Here is a 16,134-nt window from a genome sequence, read left to right as displayed (position 1 = left end):
AGGCCGGGAGGAAAAACCGGCGGCTCGTCGACGAAGCCGGAACGAGCGCTGTTTCGCGGTTTTTTGCGGCAGATGGCATTTCGGTGCTTTATTTCGCCCGTACGCCCGCGGCTGTCTTGCGGGCGCCACGGGCCTTGCGGAAACTCTGTCGATGCCTATCCGATTCAAGCCCGGCCGCTCGACCCGGCCGGCCGTCCAAGACGACTTCTTCATTCCCGAGCTCTGCGAAGCCGAAGCCCTGTTCACCCTGGTGCTGCTGGCGGAGCTGCTGGTGCTGGTGCTGGTGCTGGCGGAGCCGATGACGCCGAGCTTCAACTGGGTGCGCCTGGCCCTGGCGTCGCTGTTCGTGCAGTGGATCGTACTGCTCTCGGCGGCGCTGTTCTGCCGCCTGCGGCCATTGCTCGCGCGCCTGCCGGTGGCGCTGGCGGGGAGTGCCTGCTGCCTGTTGGTGGTGGCCCTCACCCTGGGCTGCACGGCGGTCGCCGAGCACTATCAGCTGGGCGGAGAACTGACGCGTGCCGGCGAGGTCAATCTGTATCTGCGGCACGCGCTGATCGCGCTGATCATGTCCGCCCTGGTGCTGCGCTACTTTTACCTGCAGAGCCAGTGGCGCCGGCAGCAGCAGGCCGAGTTGCAGGCGCGCCTGGAGTCGCTGCAGGCGCGGATTCGCCCGCACTTCCTGTTCAACAGCCTGAACAGCATCGCCAGCCTGATCGAGCTGGACCCGCTGAAGGCCGAGCATGCGGTGCTGGACCTGTCCGACCTGTTCCGGGCCAGCCTGGCGAAGCCCGGCACTTTAGTTTCCTGGGAGGAGGAACTGGCGCTGGCAAGGCGCTATCTTTCCATTGAGCAGTATCGTCTTGGCGATCGCCTGCAACTGGACTGGCAGGTGCACGGGGTGCCGGCCAACCTGCCGATCCCCCAACTGACCTTGCAGCCGCTGCTGGAAAATGCGCTTATCTATGGCATCCAGCCGCGGGTCGAAGGTGGCCTGGTGCAGGTCGAGGCGGTTTATCGTGAAGGAGTGTTCCAGCTATGTGTGAGCAACCCCTACGACGAGGCGCTCGAGTCGCCCCCGTCGAAAGGCACGCGACAGGCGTTACACAATATCGATGCACGACTTGGGGCACTTTTCGGGCCTAAAGCGAGTCTCAGCGTCGAGCGCCGTGACGGACGGCACTACACCTGTCTACGCTATCCATGTGCGCGACTCATGCAGGAAGCCTGAGCTTATGAATGTCCTGATTGTCGATGACGAACCTCTGGCGCGAGAGCGCCTGGCCCGATTGGTAGGGCAACTGGACGGCTATCGCGTCCTCGAGCCCTCGGCCAGCAATGGCGAAGAAGCGCTGACGCTGATCGACAGCCTCAAGCCCGATATCGTCCTGCTGGATATCCGCATGCCCGGTCTGGACGGCCTCCAGGTCGCGGCCAGACTCTGCGAGCGGGAAGCGCCGCCGGCTGTGATCTTCTGCACGGCCCATGACGAATTCGCCCTGGAAGCCTTCCAGGTCAGCGCCGTGGGCTACCTGGTCAAGCCGGTGCGCAGCGAAGACCTGGCCGAGGCGTTGAAGAAAGCCTCGCGACCGAACCGCGTGCAACTGGCCGCGCTGACCAAGCCCCCAGCCTCCGGCGGCAGCGGTCCGCGCAGCCACATCAGTGCGCGGACCCGCAAGGGGATCGAGCTGATCCCGCTGGAAGAGGTGATCTTCTTCATTGCCGACCACAAGTACGTGACCTTGCGTCATGCGCAGGGCGAGGTGCTGCTGGACGAGCCGTTGAAGGCGCTGGAAGACGAGTTCGGCGAGCGCTTCGTGCGCATCCACCGCAACGCGCTGGTCGCCCGCGAACGGATCGAACGCCTGCAGCGTACGCCGCTGGGGCATTTCCAGCTCTACCTGAAAGGCCTCGACGGCGATGCACTGACCGTCAGCCGGCGGCACGTGGCCGGGGTCAGGCGTCTGATGCATCAGCTCTGACGGCGGTCGGCGGTTCGCCAGCGACCCGGGTGCGGCTATCGGGCCCAGCGTCCGCGCACTCGGGTTCGAACTGTTATCATGGGCGCATCCCTGTGCACGGAATATCCCATGTCGTCCCGCGAAATCCGCATCGCCACTCGCCAGAGCGCCCTCGCCTTGTGGCAGGCCGAATACGTCAAGGCGCGCCTGGAGCAGGCTCATCCTGGCCTGACCGTCACCCTGCTGCCGATGACCAGTCGCGGCGACAAGCTGCTCGACGCACCGCTGGCGAAGATCGGCGGCAAGGGCCTGTTCGTCAAGGAACTGGAAACCGCCCTGCTCGAAGGCGCCGCCGACATCGCGGTGCATTCGATGAAGGACGTGCCGATGGACTTTCCCGAGGGGCTCGGCCTCTACACCATCTGCGAGCGCGAAGACCCGCGTGACGCTTTCGTCTCGAACACCTACGCCAGCCTCGAGCAACTGCCCGCCGGCAGCGTGGTCGGCACCTCCAGCCTGCGCCGCCAGGCGCAGCTGCTGGCGCGCCGGCCGGACCTGCAGATCCGTTTCCTGCGGGGCAACGTCAATACCCGCCTGGCCAAGCTGGATGCCGGCGAATACGACGCGATCATCCTCGCCGCCGCCGGCCTGATCCGCCTCGGCTTCGAGTCGCGCATCCGCTCCTCGATCAATGTCGACGACAGCCTGCCCGCCGGCGGACAAGGCGCCGTCGGCATCGAATGCCGTACTGCCGACAGCGACCTGCATGCCTTGCTGGAACCCTTGCACCATACCGACACGGCTCTGCGGGTCACTGCCGAGCGCGCGCTGAACAAGCGGCTCAACGGCGGTTGCCAGGTGCCGATCGCCTGCTACGCCATCCGCGAGGGCGACCAGCTGTGGCTGCGCGGCCTGGTCGGCCAGCCTGATGGCACCCAGTTGCTGCGCGCCGAGGGGCGGGCGCCACTGGCGGAAGCCGAGGCGCTGGGCGTGCGGGTGGCCGAGGACCTGCTGGAGCAGGGCGCCGAAGCGATTCTCGAAGCCGTCTACGGCGAGGCCGGACATCCGTGAGCGGCTGGCGGCTCCTGCTGACGCGCCCCGACGAGGAGTGCGCGGCCCTGGCCGCCAGCCTCGGCGAGGCGGGCGTCCATAGCAGTAGCCTGCCGCTGTTGGCGATCGATCCGCTGGAAGAAACCCCGGAGCAGCGTACGCTGATGCTCGACCTGGACCGCTACTGCGCGGTGGTGGTGGTCAGCAAGCCGGCGGCGCGCCTGGGGCTGGAGCGGCTCGACCGCTACTGGCCGCAGCCGCCGCAGCAGACCTGGTGCAGCGTCGGCGCGGCGACCGCGGCGATCCTCGAGGCCTACGGCCTCGACGTAACCTACCCTGAACAGGGCGACGACAGCGAAGCGTTGCTGGCGCTGCCGGCGCTCCAGGATTCCCTGCGCGTGCACGATCCGAAAGTGCTGATCATGCGCGGCGAAGGTGGCCGAGAATTCCTCGCCGAGCGCCTGCGCGGCCAAGGCGTGCAGGTGGACTACCTGCCACTCTACCGGCGCCGGGCTCCGGACTATCCGGCCGGAGAGCTGCTGGCAAGGGTGCGGGCGGAACGCCTGAACGGCCTGGTGGTCAGCAGTGGACAGGGTTTGCAAAATCTGTATCAGTTGGCGGCAGCCGATTGGCCCGAGATAGGCCGGTTGCCGCTGTTCGTACCCAGCCCGCGGGTCGCCGAGATGGCGCGCGAACTGGGTGCGCAACGGGTGATTGATTGCCGGGGCGCGAGCGCGCCGGCCTTGCTGGCGGCCCTGACGAGCGCCGCCTAGAACTTTCTTGACCAAAGGATGGACCTGTGAGCGAAGCAGTCACTCCCCAAGACGACGCAAGAACTTCCACTTCCACCCCTTCTCCCGTTGCACCCGATGCATCCAGGCGTTCCGGTACCGCCACCGGCCTGGCGTTGCTCGCCCTGCTGGTTGGCGTGGCGGGACTCGGCGCGGGTGGCTGGAGCTTCTGGCAGGTCCAGCAGTTGCAGGGCACCGAGCGTGACCAACTGGCGCAGCTGGAAGATGCCCGTGGCAAGACCGAATCCCTGGCCCAGCGCAACCAGCAACTGGCTGCCCGCCTGGACGCTTTGCCCACCGCGGACGAACTGGAGGCCCGGCGACGCCTTGTGGTGGAGCTGCAGGGCGACCAGCAGCATCTCAGCGAGCAACTGAAGAAGGTCCTCGGCCAGAGCCGCCAGCAATGGCGACTGGCCGAGGCCGAACACCTGCTGCGCCTGGCCAGCCTGCGCCTGTCCGCCTTGCAGGACGTGGGCAGCGCCACCGAACTGGTGCAGGGCGCCGATGACATCCTGCGCGCGCAGAACGATCCCGGCGCCTATGCCGCCCGCGCCAAGCTGGCGGCCAGCCTCGAGGCCCTGCGCGCGTTGCCGGAGCCGGACCGTACCGGGCTGTTCGTGCAACTGGCGGCGTTGCGCGAGCAGGTCAACCAGTTGCAACCGCTCACGCCGACCTTCAAGGAAGGCGAAAGCGGTGCCAGCAATGTCGCCTGGGGCGACGGCAACAGCACCTGGGAGCTGTGGTGGGAGAAGATCTCGCGCTACATCCGCATCGATTTCAATGCCGGCCAGGACATTCGTCCGCTGCTGGCCGGCGAGCAATTGGCGCAGGTGCGCCTGACCATCGGCCTGGCCCTGGAGCAAGCCCAGTGGGCGGCGCTGAATGGCAAGCAGGAAGTCTACGAGCAGGCGCTGAAGCAGGCCCAGGACGTGCTGGACGGCTATTTCAACGTAGAGCTGGCCGACAGCCGCGCGTTGAAGTTGCGTATCGATGAGTTGGCGAAGCAGCCGGTCACCGTGCAGGTCCCTGACCTCGCACCGGCCCTGAGCGCCTTGCAGGCCTACGTGTCGCGCCGCGAGGCCGCTGGCAACCTGGTGCCCGAGGCGCAGGCGGCTCCGGCCACGGAGGGCCGTCCATGAGACGCATCTACCTCCTGGTCCTGGCGGTGGTGCTGGTCGCCACGCTGGTTGGGCTGGCTATCTCCGAGCAGGCCGGCTATGTGCTGATCGCCTACAAGAGCTTCCGTTACGAATCCAGCCTGTGGTCGTTCCTCGCCCTGCTGGCGGTGGTCTGGCTGCTGGTGGTGCTGGTGCGCCTGGTCCTGCGCCTGCTCGGCAGCTCGGGGCGGGTGGTCAACCCCTGGTCGCGCTACAACCGCCGGCGTCGCGTGCAGATGGCCGAGCACAGCGGCCTGCGCGATCTCGGCGAAGGCAACTGGCCGCAGGCACTGCGTCACTTGCGGCGGGCGGCGGAGATGGGCGAGCGGCCGCTGATGCATTACCTCGGCGCGGCGCGGGCCGCCAACGAACTCGAACGCTACGACGAGGCCGACGACCTGCTGAACCGGGCTCGCGAGCGCGAGCCGGACGCCCAATTGCTGGTCGGCCTGACCCGTGCGCAACTGCTGATCAATCGCGGCGACTACCCGCAGGCACGCAATACCCTCGAAGAGCTGCACGGGCTCCAGCCGCAGCACCGCACGGTATTGCGGCTGATGCAGCAGCTGTACGTCACCCAGCACGACTGGCAGGCCCTTTGCGTCCTGCTGCCGGAGCTGCGCAAGGAGCGTGTGCTGAAGGATTCCGAACTGCGCGACCTCGAACGCCGTGCCTGGGTGGCTTCCTTGCAGGAAGCCGGCGAGCGTGGACTGAACGAGGGCGAGACGGCGTTGCAGCCGCTGACCCAGCGCTGGCAGAACGTGCCTTCGGCGCTGCGTGCAGACCCGGCGATCGTCGCGGGCTATGCCGCCCAACTGCTTCGCCTGGGCGCCGAGGAAGAGGCTGAAGAAGTCCTCCGCCATGCGCTCAAGCAAGGCTTCGACGCGACCCTGGTGCAACTCTACGGGCAGGTGCGCGGGCGCGATCCGGGCAAGCAATTGCAGGCCGCGGAAGGTTGGCTCAAGGAACATCCGAACGATCCCGGCCTGCTGCTGACCCTGGGGCGCCTGTGCCTGATCAACAAGCTCTGGGGCAAGGCCCGGGAATACCTGGAGGCCAGTCTGAGCTTCCAGCGCAGTGCCGAGACCTGCGCCGAGCTGGGACGCCTGCTGGCGCAGCTCGGCGAGGTCGAGCGCAGCAACCAGTTGTTCCAGGAGGGCCTGGTCCTGCTCGATCGGCGTACTCCGGGGCTGCCCGTGGTGGTGGCGGGCATTTGAGCATGGGGAACGCCCCCGGCGTTCCCCGTTCGGCTCCATCGGCAGGACTGTGGCGGCTTGTCGCGGGCGCCTGGCATGATTCGGGATGTCTTGCCGCAGAGCTGCCTTGCGGCTTGAAACGGCCGGAGGCTTTCCACTACCGTAGGCGGCCTTTCCCCTGTGTACCTGTGGATCCGCCATGCCCCTGGCCAGCCCCCATCAGCTTTTCCTTCTCGCGTTCCTGGCCTGCGTCGCCATCATGGGCGGGGCGCTGTACCTGGAACATGTGGTTGGCCTGGAGGCCTGCCCGCTGTGCGTCGTGCAGCGGATCTTCTTCATCCTGATCGGCCTGACCTGCCTCGCTGGCGCGATCCAGGGGCCCGGCCTGCGTGGGCGGCGTATCTACTCCGTGCTGGTGTTCCTGCTCGCTCTCGGCGGCGGGGCCACGGCCGCCCGCCAGGTATGGTTGCAGACCGTTCCGCTGGACCAACTGCCGGCCTGCCTGCCCAGCCTCGACTACATGATGCAGGCGCTTCCCTTCCAGGAAGTGATCCGCCTGGTTCTGCATGGCACCGCGGATTGTGCCCAGGTGAGCTGGACGCTGTTCACCCTGAGCATTCCGGAATGGAGCCTGCTGGCGTTCGTTGCCTATCTCGGTTTCTCCATCGTGCAGTTCCTCCGACGTGCCTGACGCGGGCTGTCCCGTGGCCTTTCGTCAGCTCTCGAGCGTCGGCCGTATCGATTTGGCGAAAACCAGAGCGGATGCGGGATACCGATCAAACATCCGTATGAATTTTTCTGTGCGGGCGTCTTGATGGGGTCATCCCGGGGGCATAATCTGGCTTTCCGTAGCGCCGGAGTCCGCCCCTTGCACAGGCGTTCTCCCACAGAGCGCAGAGAGTGCGTCAGCAATGCGTCTCGGAGCGGACGATGATTCTCCGGGACGTCCGAAGAGGGAAGCGAGGACAACATGCTCGAAAGCTGCCGTAATGCCCAAGAGCGGTGGGGGGGCGTGCACCAACTGATCGATCGCTGGCTGCATGAGCGCCAGCAACTGGTGCAGGCCTTCGATGCCCTGAGCGGTATTCAGGCACCGGCGCCCAACGCCGAAGAACTCCAGCATTTTTGCCAATTGCTGCTGGACTACGTATCTGCCGGACACTTCGAGGTCTACGAGCAACTGACGGCGGAAGGCAAAGCCTTCGGCGATCAGCGCGGCCTGGAGCTGGCCAAGCAGATCTTCCCCCGGCTGGAAGCCATCACCGAATCCGCGCTGAACTTCAACGATCGCTGCGACAACGGCGATTGCCGTGAAGGAGCTTGCCTCATCGCGGAGCTGAAGGTCCTGCGGCAACAGTTGCACGAACGCTTCGAGCTGGAGGACTGCCTCATCGAAGTCCTGCACAACGCCCACAGCCAGAGCGGCGCAGAGGGTTCGGCAGTACCGGTCTGATTCACCGGCGAGTCGTTACGAAACGGCGCGTCTCCATGCGGGAGAGCGCCGTTTTTGCATTTTAGCGGACGCCCAGCAGGTCGATCTCGAAGACCAGCGGAGCGTCGGGCGGGATCAGGTCGCCAGCGCCTTCGTGGCCATAGGCTTGCGCCGAAGGAATCACCACTCGCCAGCACGCGCCGACAGGCATCGCTCGCAACGCTGTGCGCCATCCCTCTATCACACTGTCCAGGGCGAACCACTCGGCGCTTTCGCTCTGGTCGAACACTTGACCGTCGGCGAGCAGGCCGCGGTAACGGACGTGTACCTGGGTTGCCGCGCCGATGCCGTTACCTTGGCCACGACGTAATTCGCTGACGAGGACGCCGCCGGTCAATTCGCGGACGCCGAAGCGGGCTTTTTCGTTGGCCAGGAAGCGGGCCTCGGCGGGTGTGATCCGCGGTGTTTCCGTCGTGGCGTTCTCGTGTTGCAGCAGAAGTTTTTCGATGCGTTCGGGGGGGATTTCAAGTGCCTCGCCGCGATAGGCCTGGCGCAGTCCGAGAAGTAGTTCGGATAGCTCTAGGTCGGGCATTTCCTGCTGTAGGCGCGTGCCCAGGCGGGCGCCTACAGCATAGGCCAGTTCGTCCTTGGGGGGCGCGGCGAAAAGCGGCAGCGGCAGTAGAAAAAGACCGATGAAAAGGCGGCGTGGCATGCGGTTTCTCCAGACGAATCGGCGGGCAATCCTGGCGCACGTCGCTTGTAGCACATCGAACCCGTTGGCGAGAGGGGGGTTGCGGGTCTAGTATGGGCGCAACCACGTCCGCCTGGAGGCACGTCATGTCGGCCAACAAGAAGCCCGTCACCACCCCCTTGCACCTGTTGCAGCAACTTTCCCACAGCCTTGTCGAGCACCTGGAAGGTGCGTGCAAACAAGCGCTGGTCGATTCGGAAAAGCTCCTGGCCAAACTTGAAAAGCAACGTGGCAAAGCCCAGGAAAAACTGCACAAGGCTCGCACCAAGCTGCAGGATGCTGCCAAGGCCGGCAAGACCAAGGCACAGGCCAAGGCGCGCGAGACCATCAGCGACCTGGAAGAAGCGTTGGATACCCTGAAGGCCCGGCAGGCGGACACCCGTACCTACATCGTCGGCCTCAAGCGTGACGTACAGGAAAGCCTCAAGCTGGCGCAGGGTGTCGGCAAGGTGAAGGAAGCTGCTGGCAAGGCTTTGGAGAGCCGCAAGGCGAAACCCGCGACCAAACCTGCTGCGAAGGCGGCAGCCAAGCCTGCGGTGAAAACCGTAGCGGCGAAGCCTGCGGCCAAGCCGGCTGCGAAACCGGCGGCCAAGCCTGCGGCGAAAACCGCGGCAGCGAAGCCCGCAGCCAAGCCGGCTGCGAAACCGGCTGCGAAACCGGCGGCCAAGCCTGCGGCGAAAACCGCAGCCGCGAAGCCCGCAGCCAAGCCGGTGGCGAAGCCTGCTGCGAAACCGGCGGCCAAGCCCGCGGCGAAAACCGCAGCCGCGAAGCCCGCAGCCAAGCCGGCGGTGAAGCCTGTGGCGAAACCGGCGGCCAAGCCCGCGGCGAAAACCGCAGCCGCGAAGCCCGCAGCCAAGCCGGCGGCGAAGCCTGTGGCGAAACCGGCGGCCAAGCCTGTGGCGAAACCCGCGGCCGCGAAGCCTGCAGCCAAGCCGGCTGCGAAGCCTGCGGCGAAACCGGTGGCCAAGCCTGCGGCGAAACCCGTAGCCGCGAAACCTGCCGCAGCCAAGCCCGCCACCGCTCCTGCTGCGAAGCCTGCGGCGACTCCCAGCGCCCCGGCAGCCGCCTCCAGCGCTGCTTCGGCAACGCCTGCCGCGGGCAGCAACGGCGCCGCCCCGACCAGCGCCTCCTAAGGCGCTGTCTGCAAAGCCGCCGAGCCAAGCACCAGCAAAGCCCGGCGCTCTGCTTCCGTGCAGATGTCCCGGCTGCAGGCTTGCAGCCAGGCATCCGCATTACGATTCGCCTCCTGGCCCTCCAGCCAGGCTGTGGCCAGGTCGGCCAGGCGTTGCAGGTGTTCCCGTTCCGCTCGTAGTTCCTGGGCCTTCATTTCCTCGCGGAGTTCGGCCAGGCAGGCATCGTGGGTTGCCGCTTCGCGCCAGGCGCAACGCAATCTGCGCAGGGGTTCGATGACCGTTTCGCGCCAGGGGCGCGCGGCGTTCTCCAGGATCTGGGCGCGTTCTTTCGAGCAGCTCACACCGCGCCTTCCAAGCCAGGCGGCGACCAGCAACAGGCAGACGTCCGCACCTTGCTCCTGAAGCGCGAGGCAAGCCGTTTCCACGCCCGGCTGGGCATAGACGTCCACCGCGAATTTCCAGACATTTCCAGTCATACAGCCTCACGCTCCGCAAGGGCGAAACTGATAAACTCCGCCGCCATGATCCGACTCCTCAATCTTACGCTACAGCGCGGGCCGCAGCGCCTCCTGGAAGCTGCTGAACTGACCCTGCACGCCGGCCAGAAAGCCGGTCTCATCGGGGCCAATGGCGCTGGCAAGTCCAGCTTGTTCGCGCTGTTGCGCGGCCAGCTCGGCCAGGATGCCGGCGACTGCCTGTTGCCCGCCGACTGGCGCATCGCGCACATGCGCCAGGAGGTCGATACCCTGGATCGCCTGGCGGTGGATTACGTGCTCGACGGCGACAGTCGCCTGCGCGAGATCCAGGCGGCACTGGCCGCCGCCGAAGCGGCGCACGACGGTTCTGCCCTGGCGCGCCTGCATACCGAACTGGACAACGCCGACGGTTACACCGCCGATGCACGGGCGCGCAAGCTGCTGGCCGGACTCGGCTTCAGCAGCGAGCAGATGGAGCGCCGGGTCGGTGATTTCTCCGGCGGTTGGAGGATGCGCCTGAACCTGGCGCAGGCGCTGATGTGCCCGTCCGACCTGCTGTTGCTCGACGAGCCGACCAACCACCTCGACCTGGACGCCATCCTCTGGCTGGAAGAGTGGCTCAAGGGTTATCCCGGCACTCTGGTGCTGATCTCCCACGACCGCGACTTCCTCGATGCGGTGGTGGACCATGTGGTGCATCTGGAAAACCGCAAGCTGACCCTCTATCGCGGCGGCTATTCCGCTTTCGAGCGGACCCGCGCCGAGCGGCTGGCTCAGCAACAGCAGGCCTACGAGAAACAGCAGGCGCAGCGTGCGCACATGGAAAGCTTCATCGCCCGCTTCAAGGCCAAGGCCACCAAGGCGCGCCAGGCGCAGAGCCGGATCAAGGCGCTGGAGCGTCTCGAGGAACTGGCGCCGGCACATGTCGATTCGCCGTTCAATTTCAGTTTCCGCGAGTCGGACAAGATCTCCCGGCCGTTGCTGGATCTCGGCGAAGGCCGTCTCGGCTATGGCGACAAGGCGGTGCTGGAGAAGGTCAAGCTGCAACTGGTGCCCGGTGCGCGGATCGGCCTGCTCGGTCCCAACGGCGCCGGCAAGTCGACCCTGATCAAGACCCTGGCCGGGGACCTGCCCGAATTGGGCGGCCGCCTGCTGCGCGGCGAGAACCTGGCCATCGGATACTTCGCCCAGCACCAGCTCGATTCGCTGGACCCACAGGCCAGCCCGTTGCTGCATCTGCAGCGTATCGCCCCCGGCGAGCGCGAACAGACCCTCAAGGACTTCCTTGGCGGCTTCGACTTCCGCGGCGTTCGGGTGGACGAGCCGGTATTGAACTTCTCCGGTGGCGAGAAAGCGCGCCTGGCCCTGGCGCTGATCGCCTGGCAGAAGCCCAACCTGCTGCTGCTCGACGAGCCGACCAACCACCTCGACCTGGAAATGCGCCTGGCCCTGACCTTGGCTCTACAGGAGTTTTCCGGGGCGGTCCTGGTGGTTTCCCACGACCGGCACCTGCTCAAAAGCACCACCGACGAATTCCTTCTGGTCGCCGATGGGCGCGTGGTGCCGTTCGATGGCGATCTCGACGATTACGCCCGCTGGCTGGTCGACTATCGCGCGCGCAAGGCGCCGCAGGCCGAGACCGCGCCGGGCGCGCCGTCCGAACGCACCGACAAGCGCGCCCAGCGCCAGGCAGCGGCCGCGCTGCGCCAGCAGCTGGCGCCGCACAAGCGCGAGGCCGACAAGCTGGAGCGCGAACTCGGCGGCCTGCACGAAAAGCTAGCCGCTATCGAGGCGCGGCTGGGCGACAGCGCCCTGTACGACGTATCACGAAAGGACGAATTGCGCGAGTTGCTGTCCGAACAATCGAGCCTGAAGGTTCGCGAAGGCGAGCTGGAGGAACGTTGGCTGGAGGCCCTGGAAACCCTCGAAGCCTTGCAGAAAGAACTGGAGGCCAGTGAGTGATGGATAACCTGCAGATGTTGACGCAGACCTGGAGCGGGCCGCTGGTGGTGGCGCTGCAGATCCTGCTCATCCTGCTGGTCGCCTGGCTGCTCCAGCGCTTGGTCCGACGCACGGTGACCCGTATCGGCGAGCGTTATCCGGTGCCGCCGGAGCTGCTCCTGCCGCTGCGTGGCGGCCTGCGCTGGCTGATCATGGTCAGCGCACTGATCATGGTGCTGGAGCGCCTGGGCGTATCCGCCGAAGTGCTGTGGACCGCGCTGACCGGTTTCGCCGCGGTGGCGGCGGTAGCCTTCTTCGCCATTTGGAGCGTGCTCTCCAACCTGTTCTGTGCGTTGCTGATCTTCACCGTCGGGCCGTTCCGCATCGGCGACCGCGTGGAGCTGATCGATAGCGCCGACAAACCGGGCGTCACCGGACGCGTGGTTGCCATCAATCTCTTGTATACGACACTGGAAGAAACCCTCGAGGATGGCTCGCCGGGCCCGCTGCTGCAGGTTCCCAACAGCCTGTTCTTCCAGAAAGCCGTGCGTCGCTGGCGTGGGCCAGGTTTTTCAACTCCAACAAAAAACGGGAAATAACCATCTATGGAATGGCTCGCCAGTCCTGAAATCTGGGTCGCGTTCCTGACCCTGACCGCCCTGGAAATCGTCCTCGGCATCGACAACATCATCTTCATCTCGATCCTGGTCGGGCGCCTGCCGCCGGCCCAGCAACCGAAGGCGCGCTTCTTCGGCCTGGCCCTGGCCATGGGCACGCGGATCCTGCTGTTGCTCTCGATCACCTGGGTCATGCGCCTGACCACCGACCTGTTCCACCTGTTCGGCCAGGGCATCTCCGGGCGTGACCTGATCCTCTTCTTCGGCGGCCTGTTCCTGCTGTTCAAGAGCACCATGGAGATCTACCACAGCCTGGAAGGCGCGGAAGAAGAGCAGAAGAGCGGCGGCAAGGCCCACGGTTTCATGGGCATCATCGTCCAGATCGCGATCATCGACATCATCTTCTCCCTGGACTCGGTGATCACCGCCGTCGGTCTGGTGCAGAACGTGCCGGTGATGGTCGCGGCGATCGTCATCTCGGTCGGCGTGATGATGCTGGCGGCAGGCACCATCAGCGACTTCATCGAGAAACACCCATCGCTGAAGATGCTCGCCCTGTCGTTCCTCATCGTGGTCGGCACCGTGCTGGTGGCCGAGTCCTTCGAAGTGCACGTGCCGAAAGGCTACGTCTACTTCGCCATGGCCTTCTCCCTGGCGGTGGAGGCGCTGAACATCCGCTTGCGCGGGGCCATGGCGCGCAAGCGCGGCGAAGAGCCGGTGAAGCTGCGCAAGGGTTCGCCGGACTGAGAGCGTTCGGGGCCAGGGCGAATAGCCGCATCGCGGTGGTCCGCCCAACATGGCTGAGCGCGTATCCTCGGGAAAGCCCGGCATCTGCCGGGTTTTTTCTGTCCGCCAGGTTGCGCCCGCAAAGGTTGGGCGAGGCGCGTGGTCGGAAAACCTGTGCGGCTGCTCCGCCTTGGTGCACACTGGCTTTTTCGTTCCCGCCGCCAGCCGCGTTCGCTTTCCGAGGTGTGCAATGCTCGTCAGTACCTGGTTCGCCTTCTTTCTCGCCTGCTGGGCCATCAGCCTGTCGCCGGGCGCCGGAGCCATCGCCTCGATGTCCTGCGGGTTGCAGTACGGCTTTGCGCGAGGCTACTGGAACGCGCTGGGCCTGCAGATCGGCCTGGCCCTGCAGATCGCCATCGTCGCCGCCGGCGTCGGTGCGTTGCTGGCGACCTCGGCATTGGCTTTCAGCCTGATCAAGTGGTTCGGCGTGGCCTACCTGGTGTACCTGGCGGTGCGCCAGTGGCAGGCGCCGCCACAGGCCTTGAGCACCGATGGCGAACGGCCTCTGGGGCGACCGTTGACCCTGGTGCTGCGTGGTTTCCTGGTCAACGCCAGCAATCCCAAGGCGGTAATCTTCATGCTCGCGGTGCTGCCGCAGTTCATCGACCCGCACCAGCCGCTGCTGGCGCAGTACCTGATCATGGGCGGCACCATGATCGTCGTCGACCTGATCGTCATGGCCGGCTACACCGGACTGGCTGCGCGCGTGCTACGCGTACTGCGTTCGCCGCGCCAGCAGAAGCTGGTGAACCGTACCTTCGCCAGCCTGTTCGTCGGCGCCGCGGGGCTGCTGGCGACGGTACGCCGAGCGCCGCTCTGAGCCGCCCGACACGCCGACGGGCGTGATTGTTACAGAGTATTTCTTGCATGGGCGGGAAGGCGAAGGGACAATTTAATCTCTTCCATTCTCACTTCGTCTTCGCCATGCACCCTCCGAAAATCCTGCTGTGGCTGCTGCCGCTGGTCTGCGTGTTCAGCCTTGGAGCTATTGCCGACACGGCCGTCGACCCCTCCCAAGCCTTGCATCTGTTGAGTTACCTGGCGGCCGACTATCCGCCGACCGTGGCTGACGGCAAGATCGTCGACCCCAGCGAATACCAGGAACAGGTGGAATTCGTCGGCAACCTGCAGGCATTGGTCCTGACCCTGCCGATGCGCCCCGAGCGCGCCGAGCTGGAGAGGGGCGTCGCCAGCCTGCGCCAGGCCATCGAGCAGCGCTTGCCGGGAAGGGACGTGGCCCTCCAGGCGCGCAACCTCGAGGCACGGGTGGCGGATATCTACCAGGTGGTGCAGACCCCCGCGATCACCCCCGACCCGAGCCGCGCAGCGCCGATCTATGCCCAGCAGTGCGCGATCTGCCATGGCGATGCGGGCAAGGGCGACGGCCCCGCCGGCATCGGCTTGGAACCGCCGCCGGCGAACCTCACCGATCGCCAGCGCCTCGACCACCTGAGCCTCTACGACCTGCGTAACGTCATCGGCCTGGGCGTGGCTGGCACTGACATGCCGGCGTTCGCCGACCAGCTCGACGAACGCCAGCGCTGGGACCTGGCCAGCTATGTGGCCGGCCTGAGCGCCGGCAGTGCGCAGCCGGACAAGGCCCATGCCTACCCGCTGGCGACCCTGGCCACGCAGACTCCGGCCGAAGTCGCCGAGCACGACGGCGAGGCCGCTGCGGAGAGCTTCCGCGCCTTGCGTGCGCATCCGCCGCTGGAGCAGCGCGGTCCTGGGCAGTTGATCGACTATACCGCCGCCACCCTGGACAAGAGTTTCGCGGTCTATCGCGAAGGTGACCGCGACCAGGCCTACGACCTGTCGGTGGCGGCCTACCTGGAAGGCTTCGAGCTGGTGGAAAGCTCGCTGGACAACGTCGACGCCGATTTGCGCCGCTCCACCGAGAAGCAACTGATGGCCTACCGCCAGGCGTTGCGCGATGGCCTTCCGGAAACTCAGGTGGCGCAACAGCTGGAGCTGGCCAAGGGCAAGCTGGCGGAGGCCGCCAAGCAGCTTGGCGGCGACTCGCTGAGTTTCTCCATCAGTTTCGTTTCCGCCCTGTTGATCCTGTTGCGCGAAGGGGTAGAGGCAATCCTGGTGCTTGCCGCCATCCTCGCCTTCCTGCGCAATACCGGGCAGGAAAGTGCCGTGCGTGGCGTGCACGTCGGCTGGGGGCTGGCCTTCGTCGCCGGCTTCGCCACCTGGGCGTTGGCCGCCTATGTGATCGATATCGGCGGTGCCCAGCGCGAGCTGATGGAGGGCTTCACCTCGCTGTTCGCCTGCGTGATGGTGCTCTGGCTCGGCGTCTGGATGCACGACCGCCGCCACGCGGCAGCCTGGCAGGACTACATCCGCAGCAGCCTGGTGGGCGGTGGTGGACGCTTCGGCTTCGCAGTGCTGGCGTTCTTCTCGGTCTACCGCGAGTTGTTCGAGGTCATCCTGTTCTACGAAACCCTCTGGTTGCAGGCCGGACCGGCCGGGCACAATGCCGTGATCGGCGGCGCGGCGACCGCCGTGGTCCTGCTGATCGGCCTGGCCTGGGTGATCCTGCGTGGCTCGGCGAAACTGCCGCTGGGGTTGTTCTTCAGCATCAACGCGGCGTTGCTCTGTGCGCTCTCGGTGGTGTTCGCCGGACATGGCGTCATCGCCTTGCAGGAAGCCGGGGTGATCGGCACCCGTCCGGTGCCGTTCTTCGACTTCGACTGGCTGGGGATCAAGGCCGACGCCTATTCGCTGTCGGCCCAGGCCATGGCGCTGGTGGCCATCGCGCTGCTCTACGGACGTAGCCGGATCGTCGAGCGCCGGCGTGCGGCGGCCAACGCGGCCGACTGAGCGGGTTCGCGCAACCACGA

The 16,134-nt window shown here is 66.2% G+C and carries 16 protein-coding genes; 14 read left to right on the top strand and 2 right to left on the bottom strand.

Annotated elements, in window-relative coordinates:
- The first annotated feature begins 151 nt into the window (after nt 1-151).
- The 8 genes from algZ (at nt 152) to rsd (ending at nt 7,605) form a co-directional block, all read left to right on the top strand.
- Nucleotides 152-1,228 carry an alginate biosynthesis two-component system sensor histidine kinase AlgZ gene (gene algZ / locus VQ065_RS30185; RefSeq protein WP_003096404.1) on the top strand — a complete coding sequence of 359 codons (1,077 nt, stop codon included), beginning with the start codon at nt 152-154 and terminating at the stop codon, nt 1,226-1,228.
- A 4-nt stretch (nt 1,229-1,232) separates the two neighbouring features.
- Nucleotides 1,233-1,979 carry an alginate biosynthesis regulator AlgR gene (gene algR / locus VQ065_RS30180; RefSeq protein ID WP_003096397.1) on the top strand — a complete coding sequence of 249 codons (747 nt, stop codon included), beginning with the start codon at nt 1,233-1,235 and terminating at the stop codon, nt 1,977-1,979.
- 108 nt (nt 1,980-2,087) lie between these two features.
- Nucleotides 2,088-3,029, top strand: coding sequence for a hydroxymethylbilane synthase (gene hemC / locus VQ065_RS30175; protein WP_003096396.1), 942 nt, complete (start codon nt 2,088-2,090; stop codon nt 3,027-3,029).
- Nucleotides 3,026-3,781, top strand: coding sequence for a uroporphyrinogen-III synthase (locus tag VQ065_RS30170; RefSeq protein WP_003096395.1), 756 nt, complete (start codon nt 3,026-3,028; stop codon nt 3,779-3,781). The genes hemC and VQ065_RS30170 overlap by 4 nt, the downstream gene beginning before the upstream one ends.
- Nucleotides 3,782-3,807: 26 nt before the next feature.
- Entirely contained in the window at nt 3,808-4,938 is a 1,131-nt protein-coding gene (locus VQ065_RS30165; protein ID WP_003096392.1) for a uroporphyrinogen-III C-methyltransferase, read from the top strand.
- Nucleotides 4,935-6,173 (top strand): heme biosynthesis protein HemY, encoded by a 1,239-nt coding sequence (locus VQ065_RS30160; protein ID WP_003096390.1) that lies wholly within the window; start codon nt 4,935-4,937, stop codon nt 6,171-6,173. The genes VQ065_RS30165 and VQ065_RS30160 overlap by 4 nt, the downstream gene beginning before the upstream one ends.
- Before the next feature lie 178 nt (nt 6,174-6,351).
- Nucleotides 6,352-6,843, top strand: a complete 492-nt coding sequence (locus VQ065_RS30155; RefSeq protein WP_003096387.1) for a disulfide bond formation protein B — start codon at nt 6,352-6,354, stop codon at nt 6,841-6,843.
- A gap of 279 nt (nt 6,844-7,122) precedes the next feature.
- Nucleotides 7,123-7,605 (top strand): sigma D regulator, encoded by a 483-nt coding sequence (rsd, locus tag VQ065_RS30150; RefSeq protein WP_003120370.1) that lies wholly within the window; start codon nt 7,123-7,125, stop codon nt 7,603-7,605.
- Nucleotides 7,606-7,666: 61 nt separating this feature from the next.
- Here the strand turns inward: rsd and VQ065_RS30145 are convergent, their stop codons facing one another.
- Entirely contained in the window at nt 7,667-8,296 is a 630-nt protein-coding gene (locus VQ065_RS30145; RefSeq protein WP_003096380.1) for an FKBP-type peptidyl-prolyl cis-trans isomerase, read from the bottom strand.
- Nucleotides 8,297-8,421: 125 nt separating this feature from the next.
- Here VQ065_RS30145 and algP point away from each other — a divergent pair, with 125 nt between their 5' ends.
- The gene (gene algP / locus VQ065_RS30140) at nt 8,422-9,468 is read left to right on the top strand and encodes an alginate regulator AlgP (protein ID WP_014604118.1); all 1,047 of its coding nucleotides are present in this window, start codon (nt 8,422-8,424) and stop codon (nt 9,466-9,468) included.
- On the opposite strand, the gene VQ065_RS30135 is transcribed toward algP, so the two are convergent.
- Complete coding sequence (locus VQ065_RS30135; RefSeq protein ID WP_003096377.1) at nt 9,465-9,944, bottom strand: TIGR02444 family protein; 480 nt, start codon at nt 9,942-9,944, stop codon at nt 9,465-9,467. The two genes, algP and VQ065_RS30135, sit on opposite strands and share 4 nt — an antisense overlap.
- A 45-nt stretch (nt 9,945-9,989) precedes the next feature.
- Here VQ065_RS30135 and VQ065_RS30130 point away from each other — a divergent pair, with 45 nt between their 5' ends.
- The 5 genes from VQ065_RS30130 (at nt 9,990) to VQ065_RS30110 (ending at nt 16,114) form a co-directional block, all read left to right on the top strand.
- The gene (locus VQ065_RS30130; RefSeq protein ID WP_009314490.1) at nt 9,990-11,906 is read left to right on the top strand and encodes an ATP-binding cassette domain-containing protein; all 1,917 of its coding nucleotides are present in this window, start codon (nt 9,990-9,992) and stop codon (nt 11,904-11,906) included.
- The gene (locus tag VQ065_RS30125; protein ID WP_003123700.1) at nt 11,906-12,484 is read left to right on the top strand and encodes a mechanosensitive ion channel family protein; all 579 of its coding nucleotides are present in this window, start codon (nt 11,906-11,908) and stop codon (nt 12,482-12,484) included. The genes VQ065_RS30130 and VQ065_RS30125 overlap by 1 nt, the downstream gene beginning before the upstream one ends.
- Nucleotides 12,485-12,490: 6 nt before the next feature.
- Nucleotides 12,491-13,249: a TerC family protein gene (locus VQ065_RS30120; protein WP_003096367.1), complete on the top strand. Its 759-nt coding sequence runs from the start codon at nt 12,491-12,493 to the stop codon at nt 13,247-13,249.
- Nucleotides 13,250-13,478: 229 nt separating this feature from the next.
- Nucleotides 13,479-14,108, top strand: a complete 630-nt coding sequence (locus tag VQ065_RS30115; protein ID WP_003096365.1) for a LysE family transporter — start codon at nt 13,479-13,481, stop codon at nt 14,106-14,108.
- Between the two features lie 104 nt (nt 14,109-14,212).
- Nucleotides 14,213-16,114: a cytochrome c/FTR1 family iron permease gene (locus VQ065_RS30110; RefSeq protein ID WP_023980291.1), complete on the top strand. Its 1,902-nt coding sequence runs from the start codon at nt 14,213-14,215 to the stop codon at nt 16,112-16,114.
- Nucleotides 16,115-16,134 lie beyond the last annotated feature (20 nt).

It is taken from the genome of Pseudomonas sp. KBN10P06128, from assembly GCF_037574945.1.
Taxonomy (GTDB): Bacteria; Pseudomonadota; Gammaproteobacteria; order Pseudomonadales; family Pseudomonadaceae; genus Pseudomonas; species Pseudomonas aeruginosa.
The sequence above is the reverse complement of the archived record's forward strand: the minus strand, read 5'-3'. Positions and strand labels throughout refer to the sequence as shown.